This is a genomic window from Alicyclobacillus fastidiosus (assembly GCF_026651875.1).
GTDB classification, from domain to species: Bacteria; Bacillota; Bacilli; order Alicyclobacillales; family Alicyclobacillaceae; genus Alicyclobacillus; species Alicyclobacillus fastidiosus.
In genome coordinates this window covers 5,521,604-5,540,968 of sequence record NZ_CP104067.1, presented here as the reverse complement: position 1 = coordinate 5,540,968, position 19,365 = coordinate 5,521,604, and the positions used below count along the sequence as shown (strand labels likewise).

Here is a 19,365-nt window from a genome sequence, read left to right as displayed (position 1 = left end):
GATTATTCGACCGCTAAGGACTGTTGTTGTCCTCTTGCCTGATTTACCGGTGCGGGCCGCTTTTGTCTCTTACCCCGATAAATAAAGATGGTGATTGCCCACGCCACTCCAGCGAGAATGGTGGAGATGAAGAAAGTATCATTCATGCCCAGCACAAAACCGTTCTTCTGGATCCGCGCATAAATCAGACTAATTGCTTGCGAATGAGCAGCAGCCGGTGATAATCCAGATGCGGCCAGTTTATCGGTAAGTCCCGTAAGCTGTAGTCCTTGCGGTGATCCGGGATTCATCTGACTCGATAACTGTGCAGAGCGAATAATTTCACGCTTTGACATATACACCGTCAACAGCGCTGTTCCTAAGCCCGATGCAACTTGTCGTACGGTATTGTTCACGGCTGCGGCTTGCGACACGAGTTGTGGCGCGACTGCAACGAGAGCAGTGGTACCGGCTGTCATAATTGGCATCATTGCCAGGCCCATGCCGACACTTCGTACGATGTACAGGAACTGAATGTGACTTGACGTCGATTCTGTGGTTAAAAATGTAAAACCAAATGTCGACACCGTTAAGATACCGAGTCCAATGAGCCCTAAAGGTCTCGCACCGATTTTGTCAAAGAGCCGACCACTGATGGGCATCATCACGGCGGAGGCCAGAGCCGCTGGTGTCATAAACATACCGGATCGCATCGGGGTATAGCCCATGATGTTCTGCAGGTACAACGGCAGCAGGAAAATCCCGACAAAAAGTGCGACGTTAAGAAGCGATACAATAATGAGACTTACCGTGTAGGTATAGTTGGTCAGGACTCGCAGTTGGAGCAACGGATTTTTTACGCGCAGTTCCGTAATCACCAGGCAGATCAAAGAGACAGCGCCAACGGCTACAGAACCCCGTACAATGGTCGATCCCCAACCGTGATCCGGAACATTGTTGAACCCGTAGAGTAAGGCGAAGAACCCAATCGTCGAAAGTGTAAGGCCAAGCACATCTAGTGAGGCTTTCGCTTCATGTGAGAACTCGTGCATGAAGACGATTGCCATGAAAATGGCGACGATCCCAATCGGGACGTTGACAAAGAAAATGAGCCGCCAGGACGAGTATTCGACGAAGTAGCCACTCAGTAAGGGCCCAAACGCAGGTGCGGCCATAATGGTGACACCAAATAGTCCCATGACCGCTCCAATTCTCTCACGTGGGAAAATACGATAAATGATGGTCTGTGCAACAGGCTGCAGGAGGCCACCACCGATCGCTTGGAGAATTCGGAAGGCGATGATGCTACTCAAGTTCCAAGCAACACCACACAATGCCGACGCTACGGTGAACACAATTAAAGAGAAAATAAGTAGTTTTTTAGGGCCAAGTGTATCAATCAGCCATCCCGAAGTTGGCACAATGATCCCCGTTACGAGCATGTATCCCGTGAGGACCCATTGAATACTGCTTGTGTTGGTGTTCAAGGCGACTTCCATTTTGGGAATTGCCACGTTTACAACGCTGGTATCCAAGATGGCCATGAACGACCCGAGCAGGACAATGACCAGTTGTAAGTATGGTGCCTTGACCTGAATGTGGGCGGAATTTGCAGGACTTGAACTCACTATTTTCCCCTCCTCTCCGACTTGCTGGGATGGACTTTATCGGTCGTAGGTTATCCGTTCTTCTTGATATGTGCGGTCACATCAAAACCAGGGACAATTGGCTCATCCGGGTAGGTCGTAAACGTGACTTTGACCGGCACAATCTGCGTCACCTTTGTAAAGTTTGCGTTGTTACTAGAGCTCGGAACTACAGACAGCGTGTCGCCCGTCGCCAAACCAATACGGGCTACCTGACCGTGGAAAGTTTGGCCTGGATACGCGTCAATGCTGATGTCGACTGGTTCACCGACGTGAACCTCGTGAATCAATGTCTCCTTGACATTGACAGTGACCCAGAGCTTGCTCATGTCATATGCATAGGCAAGTGGCGTACCGGCAGCGACGTATTCATTATCTGCAGTGTCCTGCTGGATGATGGACACGTTCGCCGGTGCCGGAATGGAAACGGTGGAGGTAGAGTCGCCTGACTGTTCTTCTACTTCACCGACCGTGCCGTTGGGAGCAAAGGTCGCTCCGACAGTCCCTTGCCAGTCGATGATCTTACCACCAACAGGCGACGCAATTGCGTATTGCTGTCCATCAATATAAGCGTCATCCGTAGAGATGTATTGGCGTGAGTGATTCCAGCGTAGTCCCCCAAACACTACTGCTGCCACGACGACAACAGCGCCGCCGATTTGTAAGCCTCTTGACACACCCTTTTTCATAGACTTTCTTTCCCTCCATTGACCAGGTTGGCGATTACGTTTTGATGTACTTCAATAAAGTGTTCCATTTCTTCTTCAGGAAAGTGGAAAGCAGCAGACAACCGTTGGTAAAACGGTGTTCCGATTCCAAGGATCTGGTCTAGTACTTCTTTCCCTTTATCTGTGATTTGCAGATGGATAGAGCGCCTATCCTCCGGAGGATAGTGCCGACTTACCATCCGTGACGACACAAGTCCGTCAACAGCGGAACTGGTATACCCCTTGTAAGAGTGCGTTTTTTCCGCAAGCTCTGTGAGGTTCATTCCGTTGTCACAGAGGCAAATCAGAATGCGGAATTGGAAAATGGTGATTCCATAATCCTCTACCACCGGTTTTAGTTCTTGAGAAATCGCTAGCGATAAATCTCGATAAGTGGAAATTAATCGGTACAAGGTGGTGTCGTATTTTTTATTAAGTGGGGACATTTTTCACCTCCATGGGAGTACGTAAATTATTATGTAGAATTATTTAGCCAGAAAACATTTTCGGTTGTGAACGGTGGGAAGTCAAGAATTATTTTCCGATATAGGAAATTGGGCTATTTCGGTCTGTATCCATACATGTATTGAAAATTGTGAATAATAGGGGGCTGGAGCGTTCAAATGAGCGTTCCAGCATTAGATGCCTTCTTAAACCGCCTAGATATTTTGGCTTCCGAGACGGATGGGCCGTGTCTCAATACTGTCTAATAACTTGTTGCATATATCCACGAGACTCATTACCTCTGAGTTGCTAAGGGTTCCAAACAGGCGGTGAATATGTACATTTCTCTCGTTCTGTACGTCCGCGACGAGATGTCCACCTAGTTCAGTAATTTCTAGTCGCACGACGCGTCTATCCACCTCATCATATTTTCGATTAACCAAGCCCCTAGTAGTTAATTTATCCGCAATATACGTGAGTGATGCTGGGGTTAATCCTAGTAAATCCGCGAGGGATGAAAGCATGGTGGCACCCGTGGCCACAAGAATTTCTAAGACCTTAAACTCGGAGGGGGTAACCATCTCGGAAATTCGCTGTACACTGTTTTGCTCTATTGTACTTAAGTGTTTTCCGAGCCGATGTGACAGCTCATATAGATCTTCTGTTTGATACATTGCCTTACCCTCATTCTAATAGTTATTGTCTGTCGAAATCTTATACCAATTGGATCACGATTGAATAGCTATGGTATGAAAATGATTCTATCTTTGCATGGGGTACTGAATGTGGAATGAGTTAAAGAGCTTAGGAAGAACGGGTGGGAGTGTTGAAATGAAATTGGAACAGCCGGTACAGAGAAAGAGCCAATTTCTTACCGAAGTTCACAGGTGGGCTCACGTTGAGGATATTGGGGAGGGGAAGACAATATGAATAGCGCCAGGCCCAACGTACTTTGAACCGCTAGGCCTCAAGAGTTTAGGAGTTTGCAACCTCCTAGCGTATATACGTCGCCATTCGCGTCTAAACATGGTGGTGTCAGAGCTAGGGGGCCAACGCCATAGCCCCCTACTACTCGAGTTGCCAAATCATGTTCCGTACAAACGGCGATTCCGCCACTGGCTGTATCCTGTGCTGACCTTTACGGTTAGTACGACTTATTCATTCTTTGTTACACCTGAATTGCTCGCTTTAGCACAAGGGCGTACATGATGGCCGAAATGAATGCTAGAATCGCTGTTACAACCAGAGCAATTGCAAAGCCACCAAATGATGCAACCAGCACCCCGGTGACAATGGGCGCAAATGCACCACCCAAGAAACCTCCGAAATTTTGAATGCTTCCAATGGAGGCGACGTATGTATCAGATTCCACTACATCGGTAGCGAGCGCCCAAATTGGTGCGGAACATAAACTGTACGTGAACATTCCAATCGTTAGCAATGTAATTGCGAGTCCCTGATTATGCACGAATGCGGTGATGAGCAGTGCCACGGCTGTCAACACGGCTCCTAGTGCAATCGTATATCTTCTGCCGTTCAGTCTCGTCATTCCCTTTGCAATAAACCAGTCGGATATCTTCCCTCCAATCAAAACGCCTAATGTGCCTGCTATGAAAGGAAGCGATGCATACAATCCGGTTTTAGAAATGGATAAATGTTCAGATTTTTCTAGGTACGTAGGTAGCCAAGTGATATAGAACCAAAACAGGTATTGAAGAGCAAAGTCGCCGATAATCATCGCCCACGTAGAAAACTGCCCGAAAAGCTTAACCCACTGTACAAGTGTAATTTTGTTTTGAGACTGTACCCGATCCTGACTGGTTGTGGGATCTATCGCTAATGAGCGAATGTACTGAAATTCCTCTCTGCTTAACCATTTATGTTTTTGGGGATCTTTATATAAAATGATCCATCCAATGAGAACCAAGAATCCGATGGAGCCAATAATAATGAACATGGCTTGCCATCCAAATGCCAACATAAGAGCCGTTGACAATAGTGGAGAGATAGCGAGACCAACCTGTGTTCCTGCAATAAAGATACTGGTTGCAAATCCTTTTTCATGTTTTGGAAACCACGCATTTGTTGCTTTAATGGCAGCGGGAAACATGGCTGATTCGCCGACGCCAAGGAGAACGCGAGTCAGGATAAAAGTGCCCATGGTTCTCATGAAGCCAGTAGCTACAGCCACAACGGACCAGAAGCCGACCGCGATGGACATCATCACTTTGGTGCCGAATTTGTCTACAGCCCATCCGGAAGGTAAATTCATAACAGCGTAAGGCCAGACAAAGGAGGATAGAATGACACCCATGGCTGCCGGGTTCATGTGGAGATCCTTCATAATGAGCGGAGCTGCGACTGAAAGATTCCCGCGATCCAAATAGTTAATGATTGATAACAGTGTAAGGATCACAACGACAATCCAGCGAACGTTCCTTGCTCTCGGACGAACCAGCCGACTGCTCCCGGCAAATTCATTCTGCGGTGATACATTCCCCAATTCGATTCACTCCCTTAGGCTAAACGTTTGCGTCCATTTATTGGTCTGACTACAGGTATTATGAAACCGCATACAAATAAAATCAAGTGAGAAAATAGGTGTTGATTAGGGGTTATTAGTCTGACTATAATGACTATAAGCCTTCAGTGGTCAGACCATCGTGCGAAGGAGAGACACACGTGGCACAGAGAGAATCAGTTGCAAAGATGACCGCACAGCGAATCAAGGACTTTATTAAAAGTGGGGAAATTAGACCGGACGGGAAACTTCCCAATGAAAGAGATTTGTCCAAAATCTTGATGGTTGGTCGTTCCTCCGTTCGTGAAGCACTGCACCTTCTGGAAACGGAAGGAGTGATAGAAATTCGCCCGACGAAAGGCTCCTACGTTCTCTCTCAAGAGAATTACAATGCGTCTAACTTTGTATCTTGGTACAACCAATATCAACCTGAAATTTTTCATTTGCTTGAAACCCGACTTGCGCTCGAGCCAATGGCTGCATTTTTGGCAGCTGAAAGAGCAACCGATGAGCAACTCGAGCGGCTAGAAAAATGCCATGAGGAGTTCGTTGGTTTCATTATGGAAAATAACGTTTTGAAAATTTCGCTGGGCGATGAGGCATTCCACGATTTGATTTTTGAGTCGTCTCAAAACCCATTGCTACAAAATCTGAACAACGTCATTAAAAAGATGCTCACAGACTATCGCAAAAAGGTCTTTTCTATTCCAAAGGAGGCGATGAAAGCCGTGAGCCAACATGACGAAATCCTTCGCTTTATTCGTGAGCGCAACCCGGAGGCTGCGAAGGAAAACATGATTCAGCACCTCCTTATCTCGAAACGTGGATTGCTTGACGCAGCGCAGTCAGAATCAAACCAAAATGCACCCGCTTTGTAAGGAGAATGCTCCGTGAAAAAGATTTTAAATAACCCATCGGACTTTGTAGACGAATCATTACGAGGCATCGTGTTAGCACATTCAGACATGCTGCGAAGTGTTGGTGATCCACGGGTAATTGTTCGCAGTGATGCACCGGTTCGCGGCAAGGTCGCAATTGCGACCGGTGGTGGTTACGGCCACTTGCCAGTGTTTTTGGGGTACGTGGGCCAAGGCTTAGCTGATGGTGCGTGCGTAGGCAATGTGTTTAGCTCCCCAAGTGCCGACGCAATGTTAACGGTCACGAAATCGATTGATGGTGGTGCTGGAGTTCTCTATTTGTATGGGAATTACTTTGGGGACAAGATGAACTTTGACCTTGCTGCCGAAATGGCAAGGGACGAGGGGATTCAGGTTGAAACCGTTCGTGTCACGGACGATGTAGCTTCAGCGCCTGCCGAGCAAATGAGCAAACGTCGGGGCGTGGCTGGTGTGTTCTTTGTTTACAAAATAGCGGGTGCCTGCGCTGAATCCGGTGCCTCTTTGGAGGAGGTGAAGAGGTTAGCGGAAGAGGTTGTCATAAACGTTCGAACGATGGGTATCGGTTTTTCACCTTGTACCATTCCTGCGTCTGGCAAACCAACATTTGAAATAGCAGATAATGAAGTAGAAATAGGCATTGGAATTCACGGGGAACCTGGAATTTCACGGCAAGAAACAGCACCTGCCAAAGAACTTGTTTCCCAACTGCTCGCCCATCTGACAGCAGATTTGGATTTAGTGCCTGGCGATGAAGTGTCTATTCTCGTCAATGGCACTGGAAGTACTCCATTGGAGGAACTGTACGTCGCCTACAAGGAAGCACACAGTTGGCTCAGTCAAAAAGGGATTAAAATCTTTAAGCCGTTTGTCGGAGAATATGCAACTTCTTTGGAGATGGCTGGTTTCTCAATATCGGTTCTAAAATTGGACGAAACCATGAAAGCGCTTCTCCAGGCACCTGTCAACACGCCTTTTATTAAGCAACTGTAGCGCTTCTTAGAGAAAGGAGCTGAGGGGTTTGCTTGTACTGACAACAGCGATGATGGATATGGCGAAGACATCCAAGGATGAATTGAATCGACTAGACGGCGCTCAAGGAGATGGTGATCTAGGCGTCACGGCAGAACTTGTAACGGAAGCCGCTCACCAGGCTTCATATGAGCACGAGGATATAAAGAGTTGGCTCATTGCAAGTGGAAACTTAATTCGAAGAAAAGCACCGTCGACCATGGGGATTCTCACTGCAATGGCTTTGTCAGCAGCAGGTCGAGCCTTACCGGATGGGGCTATGCCAAGCAGTGAGACTTTCTTGAAAATCCAAAGGGCTATGATTGAGGATATGAAGGCAAGAGGCGGAGCTGAACTTGGTGATCGAACCGTGCTAGACGCTTTTATTCCAGCTTTTGAGGCGTACCAAAATGCGTCAGAAGGCGGGAAAACCGTAAAAGAAGCACTTGCGTGTGCTAAAAATGCAGCTTTAGACGGTGCGAAAAAAACAAAAGCCCTATCACCGAAGACAGGTCGCGCAAGCTGGGTGGGGGACAGAGTAGTGGGCGAGATAGACGGCGGTGCTTGGTTTTGTTACATGGTCTATCAAACTCTGCACAAATTGAGCTAGGCAATGCAAAAATTCGCCCAACGTTTGTTGGAGAGGGGGACTTTGTTTGAATACTCCATGGTTGAAGGGAATTATTGCGACAACCGTTACACCTTTTGATGAAAGAGAAGAAGTAGACGAAGTCGCCTTTGTAGAACAAGTGCGTTACATGTTGGCGGCTGGAGTGGATGGAATTAGCGTAGGAGGTTCTACTGGCGAAGGTGCCGTTTTGACTGATGAAGAGTTGAGCCGATTGTGCGCGCTAGCGGTTGCAGAAACGGATGGTAGAGTTCCTGTAGTAGCAGGCATTATCCGTAATTGCACCCGTGATGCACTACGAACAGCAAAAGCAGTCGCAACAACGGGTGTAAAGGCATTGATGATAACACCTGTACACTACCACGTACTGGCACCCGGAGATGAAGGGAACTTCAAATTCTACCAAAAGATTGCCGAGGAAATTGGGTTGCCAATTATTATTTACAACGTCGTACCGCATAACGTGATTTCACCTGAGTGTTTGATCAAACTGGCTGACATCCCCGAAATTGTTGCGATAAAACAGAGTGGGGGAGATATTCACAAGTTGGCTGAAATGGTTCAACAGTGTGGGAATCGTATCATTGTGATGAGCGCAGTAGACGATTTGTTGTTCCCTACTTATGTGATTGGTGCTCAAGGGTCCATTGTGGCTCCTTCGGCCATCATTCCAGAACTCATCGTCGAGCAATGGCAAGCGTATCTGCGTAAGGACTACCAATCTGCCGAAGTACTGCACCAACGTATTCTACCCGTTGTTCAGGCAATCTCAGGCGTGAATTTCCCCGCCAAGATTAAAGAGGCGATTCGACAACTTGGGAGATCCTCGGGAATTACTAGAAGTCCGGGTATTGAACCAACACAGAGCGAAAAGGAAAAGATTCGAAACGCGCTGGTTGCAGCCGGAGTTTTGCAACCGAACTGTGTATCGCCCACATCGATGTAACACTTTGTTGGAAGGTGTAGGGTCTCAAAGTGTTGGGTTATTCACCTACCAATTTAACCTCAATATAATCAGATTATCACGAAGAGGTGTAATGATATGAAATTGGATATCCAGGGGATCATCCCACCGATGGTGACAGCGTTTACTTGGGATACGGAGGAATTGGATGTTAAGGCAATTCGAGAGGAAACTGAATTCCTGATACAATCTGGTGTTCACGGAATTTGCATTGGCGGAAGCACAGGTGAGGGAGCAGGTTTCTCGGAAGAAGAAGTATACACACTTTGTAAAACTGTGGTAGAACAGGTAAAGGACCGGGTACCTGTTATCGGTGGTATCATTGCAGATTCAACTGCTGAAGCTGTTCGCAAGTCTAAAGCCGCCAAAGAGGCAGGCGTAAGTTCTCTGCAGGTGACACCGCCGCACTACTTATGGACACCGACCACTGGGGGACTCGTTCAGCACTTCCAACGCATTGGGGAAGCGACCAAGCTACCCATTCTCATTTACAACGTGGTTCCATGGGTACCCATTGACGTTCATGCGATGACAGTCATCGTGGAGAATGCCCCTTGGGTCGCTGGTGTCAAACAAAGTGGTGGAGACATGCACAAGGTTGCGGACATGATGCATCAACTCCATGATCGAGTCACGGTAGTGACCGGTATTGACGACATGTTATACCCCGCTTTTTGCCTGGGGGTAGATGGCGCCATTACCTGCATGTTGGCTGTTCTCCCCGAGGCCACCATCGACCTGTGGAATAAGGTTCAAGCCGGTGATCACGCTGGTGCCAAGGCGCTCCATGATAGATTGCTTCCTGTTTGGCGCTCTATTGAGGGACCTGATATGCCATTTCTGGCCAAGACAGCAATTGAGCTAATGGGGCGCAAAGTCGGGCCTGCTCGGAGTCCAATTTTGCCACCGAGTGATGAGAAGAGAGAGGAAATTCGAAATAGACTCGTCCAGGCGGGGTTTGCAGTGTCCGCTGTAAACAGAGCATAAGTGTGTTTCTCGAATAAAGCAGGTGGGCGGCCATCCGTAATGGACCGCCCATCATGTTATATGGGTTTGGCGGACAAGTTAATTTTCTGGATTGGAATTATCAGAAGGAGGAATATGAAATGAGTGAGGCTGGAATAGGCGAAAAGCGAACAACCGTCCGCTGGAAGATCTCCATTCTCATGTGGGCTGTGATCGCTATTAATTTTGTGGACCGTACCAACCTTTCCGCTGCTGCACCCGTACTAGAAAAACAATTCCATATCTCGCCTGCGGAGATGGGAGTCGTGATGTCCTCTTTCTTCTGGAGTTATGTTGTTTTTATGATCCCGTCCGGATGGCTTGCAGACAAAATAGGACAGCGAATCTCTCTCGCGCTTTCATGTCTCTGGTGGTCGCTAGCGACTGCGGCGACAGCTTTGGTACGAAGCGCTGGTTCCTTGATATGGATTCGTCTGATTATGGGAATTGGGGAATCCGGTGCTTATCCAGCAAACGCAGGTATTACATCAAAGTGGTTCCCTGTAAAAGAACGCGCCCGAGTTGCAGGTATATTCGATAGTGGGAACAAAGTAGGAGCAGCCTTGGCCATGCCGCTGGTCGTGTGGTTACTTACAAGATTCGGATGGGAAATACCGTTTATTGTATCAGGTGTGCTCGGATTCATTTGGGTGACGATATGGTGGGTATACTACCGAGACCCCGAGAAACATCGGTACGTAAATCAGGCAGAGCTTACTCATATTCGTGCCGGTCAACCACAAGATCAGTCGGACTTCTCCAGCCGTGTAAAGTGGTATCACATCCTATGTCACCGAAACATTATCTCCATGTGTATCGCGTTTTTCATGTTGAATTACACATCGTATTTCTTTATAACTCAACTTTCGCAGAGTGAAATGTGTAGCTAGCCCTTGTGGCGTAAAGACTTGAACGGATTAGAATATTAGCGTTGACAAATCAAAAGCACCACTTCCTTTGGTATAGTAAATGCGACCAAACACTACCATACCGGAAGAGGTGCTCTCCTATATGATAGGTTATGAGACGGAAAACAACAATCAATTGCCTGTCGAAATTCGTCCTGCCTTTCAAGAACTAAAGGTCCTTAAGCATCTGCGTAATGCTGGCATCACCAAGAGGTTTGGGGTTGCGTGTTCCTACCTATTCCAGCTTGTGTTTGTGCTCATCTTCCATCATCGAAACTGGTTTCAATTTCTTGATAGCGCAAAGTCAGAATCATATCCTGGCAAGGATGCTGTGTACCGTTTTCTCAATCATGCCGGATTTGCATGGCGACGCTTTCTCCTATTGCTCAGTGTGGAGGCCGTGAACAAAACCAGTTCGTTAACATCTGACAAGCGTGTCAGCGTATTCGTTGTCGATGACTCCATGTATGAGCGGAACAGGAGTAAGTGCGTGGAACTCTTGGCTCGATTCAAAGACCATGCACGGAATTGCTACTACAAGGGATTTCGTATGTTGACGTTAGGCTGGTCTGACGGTCATACATTCGTCCCAGTGGACTTTTCTCTCCTCAGTTCCGTCAAGTCGCAGATTCAAGGCTTGGGTCAATCGATTGATAAACGCACTCACGGATACAAACGCAGAATGGAATCACTTCTCCCGGCCCCAGATATCATCCCTGCCATGATTGACCGTGCTCTGTCTGCTGGAATGAATGCCTCGTACGTATTGATGGACAGTTGGTTCACGCACGCTCCGTTGATTCAAGCCGTGCTGGATAGGGGACTGGACGTCATCGGAATGGTCAAGGCGGACAACAAACGATATTTACTCGACGGACGGTGCCTGTCCTTGCAAGAGCTGTACTACGCTGCTACGCCCGTTCAAAGTACGAAGAAAGGAATCTTAAGGTCCATACATACTCAACTGCGCCCAGGCATCCCGATCAAAATGGTGTTCGTTCGTCACCGAACCAACAAGAAGGAATGGCTGGCTATCCTGTCTACAGATACGACGCTGACGGTCGAGAAAATCGTACAGATTTACGGCATTCGATGGGACATTGAAGTGTTCTTCAAATGCACAAAATCATTACTGCGTCTGCAGAAAGAGTTTCAAGGACGTTCCTATGACATGCTCATCAGCCACACGACGATTGTCTTTTCACGGTATATTCTGTTAGCTTGGCAGCACCGCCAGAGCACGGACAACCGTACATTGGGGAATCTATTTCTAATGCTCTGCGACGAAGTGAGCGAACTGGACTGGGCCATCGCATTGAGCCAATTGGTTGAACTTGTAAATGATGTTTCCAAGAAGGCAGGCAAACGACTCTCGAAACTGATTCGCAGTCAACTACAGCGGTGGATCGACGGTTTACCCAGCTATATCAAGGCATATCTCCCTGTTTTGGCCTGCGAAAGTTGAGTTTATAACCTGGTTTCCGTCTTATCTGGTACAGGCGCGCGGAATGAGTTTAATGCAGATGGGCGGTGTCGCCATGATACCTCCGGCTGCGGGGATCCTAGGGGATTGGTTTGGGGGCTGGTTCTCTGATCACCTCATGAGTAGGGGCGTATCTTTAACCGCTGCAAGGAAGGTCAACTTAGTCGGTGGGATGCTGATCGCTACAAGCGTCGCATTTGCTGGCTTTACACACTCCGCCGTGTGGTGCGTCATACTACTGGCGATATGCACTTTTGGGTTGCAATCCGCTGGGTGTATCGTATGGGCGCTCCCAAGTCACGTTGCTCCGCCTAATTCCGCTTCAATGGTTGCTGGGTTACAGGGAGCGGTTTCCAACACAGCAGGAATCGTAGGGCCTATCATTACAGGTATCATTGTTCAAATTACGCATTCGTTTGTATCGGCACTCGTGGTGTCTGGTTTATGCTGTCTACTGGGCGCAGCACTTTACCAATTCGGTTTAGGAAAAATTGAGCCAATATCCTTAGTGAAGACTTCCAACGCAAATCAGCCAAAAGACGTTCAGCTATGACGAAACGGCCTCGGGATATTCAAGTGGCTCCAGTTTACATGAAGTAATTTTTGCACCACCCTCTGCATTAGCCCCTACTCTATGCGTGATTTCGTTACAAGCGATTATTTAGAGCAACACGATTCGTTCCCATTGTCTACTACCTATCCTCCTGTGTTATGAACCGCCTGTAAGCAGACCATGGTAAAGTCTGCTCTCCTTAGGAAGCAGTTCTAGAGAAACATCCCTTACCTTAAGTCGCTTTTGAAGAAGCCATAAACCTCATCATACAGGCGGAGTAAAGCATTCGGTCCCGCAAAGTTTGGCTCGACCCATTTGTTTTACATGCAGGGCTCCTCTGCGAGGATTCATCACGCCACAATGCAAAACGGTACGGACTTGCGATGCAGCAGAGTTACGCGGGGGAGCCTTGCAGTTGCCACTTGTATCAAAACTTCTCCACGGGCAGCCCTGCCATAAAGATTAGTCCTTGCTCCGAATCGGGGCTTGGTGAAAGGTTTCGATGAGGTCGTTAAACAAAAGAGAGCCCGCCAATTCATGTCCGGCCTGGTTGGGATGCCAGGAATCCCCGAAATATTGTCGCCACGTTTCGTTGTGAGCGGTCAAAAAGGAGCGCATCTGATTCAATACATCCATGTCATAGACGTTTGGGTTTTCTATGGATTTGGCGGCTGCAAACTCCTCTGAGACATACTCGTTGGTGAGTGTCTCGTAGTTCGTTTCCGACGCCTCTGTCACCGGGGGCGATACGACAAGCACGACGGCATGGGCCGCGAGCGCTTCCGTAATTTCATCCGATATCGCTTGGCGGATGGCAGTCGGGGATACCTTGTTGTGGGCGTCGTTCAGAAATCCCCAGGACAGGACCACCACGTTTGGTTTCACACCTTGCAGCCAACTTTCGAACTTGGATTTCGAGACTGTGGTGGCAGATCCGCCGACAATCGTCTTGTCATGATATTCGTAAGTCACGTTGGTACTGTCCGTCAGGGATTGAAACGCCCGCTTCAAATAACTGTCGTCATTCGGATCTTTCCAGCCGTGCGCCATTGAACCACCGACGACCATCACGTTCTCCTTGGTGGCTGTGGGAGGGAGCGAGGCGTCCGCCTTGACCGTGACAATCGGACTGGGTAACGGCATATTCATGTAATCGCCAATCAGGAAACCTGCGATGGCGGCAGCGGCAATACTTGCCCCAATTCCGACGCGACGATGCAGCTTCTTTATCGGAACCACCCCCATATTCACTTGTTTACGATAGACCACGGACATCCAAACTTCCTTGAATTGAAGTCTCGTGCCTTCGGGGCTCGTCCCTCCCAGCACGTGTCAAGCCATCCGGAAGAGGATTATATAAACCGATATTTATCTATGTATATATTTTGATATTCATATACAGATAGAATTCGTGGATTCCATCGTCAACACGCGGCCGAATTGCCTCATTTCCCTCACAAACTCCTATTTTTACGTCTTGCAAAAAACCGCTCAAACCCCGACGATATGTACTATAGTTTCTAAACAATTCAACAAGATAAGAATCAAGTGGCAAACGTGTCAACACCCACGTTTGGAACGAGATCAGAGAGGACTACAAAAATGGGGAATCTTGCACAGAAACAGGCATCCTTGCTCATCAGTGTCGGACTGATTGCAGTAGGGGGCGTGGCTGGATGTGGCTTGAAGGGAGCAACCGCCAAGTCGACGCCAGTGCCACCGGAAGCCGTCAGTGTTCAGACGGTTCAATTGAGCAACCAGTCGATTGGCGATACCTACTTGGGAACGGTCACACCATACATTCAGACGACTTTAGCACCAGCGGGGTCTGGGCAACTCTCACAGTTAAACGTTCGTGTGGGACAGACCATTCAAGCTGGTGAGACGTTGGCGTCGCTAGACCCATCTACCGTCGTTCCGCAAGAAAATGCGGCTGACCAAGCGAACGCGGCGGTCGTCAGCGCGCAACAGCAGTATGCTGACGCACAGGCATTATATAACGATAACGTAAATGCAGAGCAACAGGTTTCGTCGGCGCAAAGTGCCGTATCGGAACAGGCGGCAGCCTTACAGACGGCTCAGGTGAATCTGCAGAAGGCGCAACTTCAGGAGCAGCAAACGCTCAGTGGGACGGCCACGACGCCGGAAGATCAATCGGCGTTGCAGGCGGTGGTCGATGCGGATGAGCAGGCCGTTACATCTGCACAACAGGGATTGGATATCGCACAGAGCAATTTAACGATACTGAAGCAGGCCTTGGACACGGCGCAGGCACAATACGGATCGATCACGGAAGACCAGATTCAACAGGCCTCCGAAGCCTACCAGGAAGCCCTGTCACACTACCAGTCCTGGCAACAGGGTGGATACGTCGGAACCAATCCGTATGCGGCGACGATGACGGCGGATCAAACCGTTTATCAGAGTTTGAGTAGTGGGTACAACACGCTTCAACAGGCTCAGCAGCAATACAACTCCGGGAACCAGAGCGTGGCCTCGGCGCAGAGTACCTTGTCGCAAGCGCAGGCCAATTTGGCCAATGCCAAGAAGGGGGTCGCGGATGCGGCGCCGCCGGCGAGTGACAGCAATACGGCACAGCAGGCGAAAGTGGCGGTGACCGCGGCGCAGGCGTCGTTGAAGCAGGCACAGGCGCAATATGACGCCGCAGTGACGTCACTCGGGTTGGCGAAGAAGATCTCCGCGGATAAGACGCAGCAGAAGGAAACGCTGGACAACGCAGCCAATGCGTTGCGACAAGATCAGGTTCAGGCGGATACGGCGCAGAAATCGCTGCAGGTCCAGATTCAGGACGGACGTGTGGTGTCGCCGATTTCCGGCGTCGTGCAATCGGTCGGTGCCCAGGTTGGACAGCAGGTGGGGCCGCAAACCACGCTCATCACCATCGCGTCGACGAGCCCTATCATGACGACGGTCAATGTGCCGGAATCGGACATTGGCAAAGTGCACGCGGGCGCTGCGATGAACATCCAGGTGCCGAGTTTAAACCAGACTTTTTCAGGCAAGGTGTTGGACGTCCATCCAGAGCTCAATCAGACGACCAATCAATATCCGGTGGATATCACGATTGACGGAAGCCACTCACAGCTCCTGCCAGGATTACAGGTAGAGGCGCAATTGGCCAATTCCGCGACGAAGAAGGTCATTTTAGTGCCGGCCGATGCGGTACTTAGCATGCAGAGTGGTGCGGAGGAAGTCTTCGTCGAGCAAAAGGGTGTGGTTCACAGCCGGATTGTCCAGGTGGGGGCGATGTCGAGTACGCAATACCAAATCACGAGCGGGCTTGAGGTTGGCGACAAGATCGTCGTGCAAGGGCAAAACCTCCTCTCGGATGGAGATAAGGTGAAGGTTGTGTCGGAGGACGGATCGAAGGCGAATTAGACTGACGTAAGGCCCAGTCTTCGTGGAACGGTTCTTCTGTATGTAAATAGATAGGAGATAGATGGGTGAAAATAGCTAATCTCTCAATTCGCCGCCCAGTAACCATCACGATGATCATGATTGCCGTGGTGATTGTCGGCATCTTCTCGGTGTTCCAGTTGCCTGAAGAGTTGTATCCAAAATTGAATCTACCTGTGGCTGCGGTGGCCACGTCCTGGACTGGCGCGTCGCCGGAGGCGGTCGAGCAGCAGGTGACCGACCCCATTGAGCAGGGGCTTCAGGGGCTGTCAGGCGTCTCGCAGATTCAATCCACCTCGACACAGGGGAGCAGCCTGGTCATCGTCGAGTTCAACTACGGAACGGACATCGACGAGGCGCTCAACGAGATGCGTAGCATCGTCTCCAGGACGCAGGGACAGTTGCCGAGCAATGCGGGGACGCCTGGCGTCGAACAGTTCGATCCGAATAGTCTCCCCATCATGACCTTGTCCCTCTATGGCAATCAGTCGCAGCAGGCCATCAGCGACGTAGCGACGAATATCGTCCAACCCGCGCTGCAGCATCTCAATGGTGTGGCCGGCGTGACGCCATCGGGGAACTTGACGCGTCAAATCACGGTGAACGTGCAGCCGGACAAGCTGCAGCTCTACCATCTGTCCATCGAGCAAGTCGTCCAAGCGCTACAGGGCAGCAACCTGTCTGCGGATGCGGGACAGGTACAAAAGGGCTCTCTGCTCATCCCGCTGCGCGTCAATGGGCAGTTTTCCTCGGTGGACGAGCTGAATGACGTGCCGATTTCGTTGGCTGGTGGCGGCACCATCAGCCTAAAAGACGTGGCAGACGTCGACGATGGAGATAAAACGGTGACGATGATCTCGACGGTGAACGGTCAACCGGCCGTGACGCTCGATATCTCGCAGGCGAGCGACGCGAATACGGTGACCGTCTCCAATGAGGTGCAATCCGAGGTCAAACAGCTGCAATCGCAGTTGCCGCAAGGCGTGCATCTCAGTGTCTTATCAGACAGTGCGCAGTCGATTCGGGATACCATCAACACGGTGGTCAACCACACCATCCTCGGGTTTGTGTTCGGTATTCTCGTCATTCTGCTGATCCTTCGCAGTATCCGGACGACGGTCGTCGTCGCCGTGGCGATCCCGATCGCCACACTGGCGACGTTCGCTCTGATGTACTTTAGCAACTTGTCCATCAACTCCATCACGCTCGGGAGCTTGGCCGTGGGCCTCGGGTCCTTGGTCGACTTCTCCATCGTCGTGTTGGAGAGTATTTTTCGAGCCAGACAGACGGGGATTGGTCCGGTTGAGGCCGCGAGGCAGGGGACAAAGGAAGTCGGTCTGGCCGTGGTCGTCGCCGCACTCGCGCAGATTTGCGTGTTTGCGCCCTCCATCTTCGTGCCAGGTATCGCTGGGCAGTTTTTCCGCCCGCTGTCCTTGACGGTCAGTTTCTCGCACATCGCCGCCTTGTTTGTGGCATTGACGTTTACGCCGATGCTCGCGTCGCGGCTGTTGCGCGGCCGCCGGTTTGAGGGGGAAGAAACCATTCCAGGGAAGACCGCGCCATTTCGCGCCTGGGCCCCGTTTGACTGGATGGGTCGTGGCATGTACGACTTGACCCGCGCGTACCGGCGGGTCCTTCAGTGGAGCTTGAACCACCGCAAAAGCATCATCTTTGGCGCGACCGCGATGCTCGTGCTCAGCTTTGCGCTCGTGCCGTCGATTGGATTTGAGCTGGTGCCCAACGTCGGGGACAACCAGATCTCCATCTCCATTCAGACGGCCGATGGAACCGACTTGCAGTCGACGAATCAGGTGGTGCAACAGGTTGAGAAGCTCGCAAAACAGGATATGAAGGGCATTGTCCAGGTCAACGCCGAAATCGGCGGCGCGTCCTATGGTGCGACCTCGTCGACGAATCAGGCGACCGTCAATCTGACGTTTGCGAACAGCGTGTCTTCGAATTCTGTCAACCAGATGGCGCACGACTTTGGCGGCGTCGTGAGCGACATTCCAGGTGCGCAGATCTTGGTGACGCCGGGGTCTGCGAACGGGAGCGGGCCGGGATCGAACAGCATTACCGTTCAAATCCAAGGACCAGACAACCAGACGTTGCAGATTTTAAGTGATCAAGTGGAGAAGATCATGAAGGCGACGCCAGGCCTCGAGTACGTCGACAACCAGACGGCGTCGGGCACGCCTGACTACCAGTTGAACATCAACCAGGCGGCACTCGCGCAATTCGGGTTGAGTGCGCAGCAGGTGGAATCGACGTTGCAGACGGCGTTCCAAGGGACCAAAGCGTCGACGTTCTTCCAGGGGAGTCAGCAGTATGACATCGTCGTTCAACTGCCGTCGTCCTTCTCGCAAAACCTGAACAACTTGTCGCAGGTTCAAGTTGAAAATAACAGTGGTCAGTTCGTTCCGGTCACACAACTGGGGAGCCTGACGACTTCGCAGGAGCCGCCGCAGATTTCGCACGTGAACGGCGTGCGTTCGGTCACGGTCAGCGCCACGCCGTATGGCGCCACGTCGGGACGCGTCCAGGCGACGCTTGGCAAAGAGCTGAAGAGCCTTCACGTCCCGCAAGGCTACTACGTCGGGTTCGGTCAAAATGGCGCCTTCATGACGAGCGCGTTCGTTGGCTTGGCCGCGGCGTTTGGGTTCTCTATCCTGCTTTTGTACATGCTGATGGCCAGTTTGTTTGAGGCGCTCCTGACGCCGCTCGTCATCATGTTCTGTCTGCCGCCGACGTTTATCGGTGCGGCGCTCGGCTTGTTCCTGACCCATAGGTCTTTGAACATCGACTCGGCGATTGGCGTCATCATGGTGATGGGGCTGATTGCGAACAACGCGATTGTCTTAATTGACTACACGAACCACTTGCGCAAACAGGGCAGGCCTTTGCGCGAGGCGCTGCTCGAGGCAGGGCCGATCCGCCTGCGCCCGATTGTCATGTCCACGTTGACCACCATTCTCGCCATGATGCCGCTCGTCATCGGTTACGGGAAGGGTGCAGAGACGTTGGCGTCGATGGCGACGGTCATCGCGTTTGGGCTCGCGTTCTCGACTTTGGTCACACTCGTCCTCGTACCCGTGGTCTACGTCATGCTGGACAATTGGATTTCGCGGTTCAAGCACCGCAGGGGCAAAAAGCGCGGTCCGTCCATTCCAACCACAGGTACGGGACTTGGGGTGTAAGCGGAA

Annotated in this window: 16 protein-coding genes; 10 read left to right on the top strand and 6 right to left on the bottom strand. The window is 50.5% G+C overall.

The features are described 5' to 3' along the window. Window positions 1-2 precede the first annotated feature (2 nt). From NZD89_RS26905 to NZD89_RS26885, 5 genes are all read right to left on the bottom strand, one after another. A complete protein-coding gene (locus NZD89_RS26905) occupies window positions 3-1,607 on the bottom strand; it encodes a DHA2 family efflux MFS transporter permease subunit (RefSeq protein ID WP_268005700.1) in 1,605 nt (534 codons plus the stop codon). Between the two features lie 50 nt (window positions 1,608-1,657). Further along, entirely contained in the window at window positions 1,658-2,314 is a 657-nt protein-coding gene (locus tag NZD89_RS26900; protein ID WP_268005699.1) for an HlyD family secretion protein, read from the bottom strand. Then, a complete protein-coding gene (locus NZD89_RS26895; RefSeq protein WP_268005698.1) occupies window positions 2,311-2,778 on the bottom strand; it encodes a MarR family winged helix-turn-helix transcriptional regulator in 468 nt (155 codons plus the stop codon). The genes NZD89_RS26900 and NZD89_RS26895 overlap by 4 nt, the downstream gene beginning before the upstream one ends. A gap of 213 nt (window positions 2,779-2,991) precedes the next feature. Then, window positions 2,992-3,450: a MarR family winged helix-turn-helix transcriptional regulator gene (locus tag NZD89_RS26890; RefSeq protein WP_268005697.1), complete on the bottom strand. Its 459-nt coding sequence runs from the start codon at window positions 3,448-3,450 to the stop codon at window positions 2,992-2,994. A 494-nt stretch (window positions 3,451-3,944) separates the two neighbouring features. Next, window positions 3,945-5,192 carry an MFS transporter gene (locus tag NZD89_RS26885; protein ID WP_268005696.1) on the bottom strand — a complete coding sequence of 416 codons (1,248 nt, stop codon included), beginning with the start codon at window positions 5,190-5,192 and terminating at the stop codon, window positions 3,945-3,947. A gap of 266 nt (window positions 5,193-5,458) precedes the next feature. Between NZD89_RS26885 and NZD89_RS26880 the strand changes: the two genes are divergently transcribed. The 8 genes from NZD89_RS26880 (at window position 5,459) to NZD89_RS26845 (ending at window position 12,745) form a co-directional block, all read left to right on the top strand. Further along, window positions 5,459-6,175 (top strand): FadR/GntR family transcriptional regulator, encoded by a 717-nt coding sequence (locus NZD89_RS26880; protein ID WP_268005695.1) that lies wholly within the window; start codon window positions 5,459-5,461, stop codon window positions 6,173-6,175. A 12-nt stretch (window positions 6,176-6,187) separates the two neighbouring features. Next, complete coding sequence (locus NZD89_RS26875) at window positions 6,188-7,186, top strand: dihydroxyacetone kinase subunit DhaK (RefSeq protein ID WP_268005694.1); 999 nt, start codon at window positions 6,188-6,190, stop codon at window positions 7,184-7,186. 28 nt (window positions 7,187-7,214) lie between these two features. Next, the gene (locus NZD89_RS26870; protein WP_268005693.1) at window positions 7,215-7,814 is read left to right on the top strand and encodes a DAK2 domain-containing protein; all 600 of its coding nucleotides are present in this window, start codon (window positions 7,215-7,217) and stop codon (window positions 7,812-7,814) included. 46 nt (window positions 7,815-7,860) lie between these two features. Continuing rightward, window positions 7,861-8,778: a dihydrodipicolinate synthase family protein gene (locus NZD89_RS26865; RefSeq protein ID WP_268005692.1), complete on the top strand. Its 918-nt coding sequence runs from the start codon at window positions 7,861-7,863 to the stop codon at window positions 8,776-8,778. Window positions 8,779-8,874: 96 nt separating this feature from the next. Beyond that, entirely contained in the window at window positions 8,875-9,783 is a 909-nt protein-coding gene (locus NZD89_RS26860; RefSeq protein WP_268005691.1) for a dihydrodipicolinate synthase family protein, read from the top strand. Between the two features lie 119 nt (window positions 9,784-9,902). Next, window positions 9,903-10,691 carry an MFS transporter gene (locus tag NZD89_RS26855; protein WP_268005690.1) on the top strand — a complete coding sequence of 263 codons (789 nt, stop codon included), beginning with the start codon at window positions 9,903-9,905 and terminating at the stop codon, window positions 10,689-10,691. Between the two features lie 121 nt (window positions 10,692-10,812). Then, complete coding sequence (locus NZD89_RS26850) at window positions 10,813-12,174, top strand: IS4 family transposase (RefSeq protein ID WP_268004608.1); 1,362 nt, start codon at window positions 10,813-10,815, stop codon at window positions 12,172-12,174. Next, window positions 12,134-12,745 carry an MFS transporter gene (locus tag NZD89_RS26845; RefSeq protein WP_326492959.1) on the top strand — a complete coding sequence of 204 codons (612 nt, stop codon included), beginning with the start codon at window positions 12,134-12,136 and terminating at the stop codon, window positions 12,743-12,745. The genes NZD89_RS26850 and NZD89_RS26845 overlap by 41 nt, the downstream gene beginning before the upstream one ends. Before the next feature lie 462 nt (window positions 12,746-13,207). Here NZD89_RS26845 and NZD89_RS26840 read toward each other — a convergent pair whose 3' ends face one another. After that, entirely contained in the window at window positions 13,208-14,074 is an 867-nt protein-coding gene (locus NZD89_RS26840) for an SGNH/GDSL hydrolase family protein (protein ID WP_268005688.1), read from the bottom strand. A 273-nt stretch (window positions 14,075-14,347) separates the two neighbouring features. Between NZD89_RS26840 and NZD89_RS26835 the strand changes: the two genes are divergently transcribed. After that, window positions 14,348-16,144, top strand: a complete 1,797-nt coding sequence (locus tag NZD89_RS26835; protein ID WP_268005687.1) for an efflux RND transporter periplasmic adaptor subunit — start codon at window positions 14,348-14,350, stop codon at window positions 16,142-16,144. Window positions 16,145-16,209: 65 nt separating this feature from the next. After that, complete coding sequence (locus tag NZD89_RS26830) at window positions 16,210-19,359, top strand: efflux RND transporter permease subunit (protein ID WP_268005686.1); 3,150 nt, start codon at window positions 16,210-16,212, stop codon at window positions 19,357-19,359. The last annotated feature ends 6 nt before the right edge of the window (window positions 19,360-19,365 follow it).

What these genes read in the sequence shown, in the direction of transcription:
- NZD89_RS26860 (WP_268005691.1), top strand. Translation starts at nt 8,875, where the DNA reads ATGAAATTGGATATCCAGGGGATCATCCCACCGATGGTGACAGCGTTT.
- NZD89_RS26850 (WP_268004608.1), top strand. Translation starts at nt 10,813, where the DNA reads ATGATAGGTTATGAGACGGAAAACAACAATCAATTGCCTGTCGAAATT.
- NZD89_RS26890 (WP_268005697.1), bottom strand. Translation starts at nt 3,450, where the DNA reads ATGTATCAAACAGAAGATCTATATGAGCTGTCACATCGGCTCGGAAAA.
- NZD89_RS26835 (WP_268005687.1), top strand. Translation starts at nt 14,348, where the DNA reads ATGGGGAATCTTGCACAGAAACAGGCATCCTTGCTCATCAGTGTCGGA.
- NZD89_RS26900 (WP_268005699.1), bottom strand. Translation starts at nt 2,314, where the DNA reads ATGAAAAAGGGTGTGTCAAGAGGCTTACAAATCGGCGGCGCTGTTGTC.
- NZD89_RS26855 (WP_268005690.1), top strand. Translation starts at nt 9,903, where the DNA reads ATGAGTGAGGCTGGAATAGGCGAAAAGCGAACAACCGTCCGCTGGAAG.
- NZD89_RS26895 (WP_268005698.1), bottom strand. Translation starts at nt 2,778, where the DNA reads ATGTCCCCACTTAATAAAAAATACGACACCACCTTGTACCGATTAATT.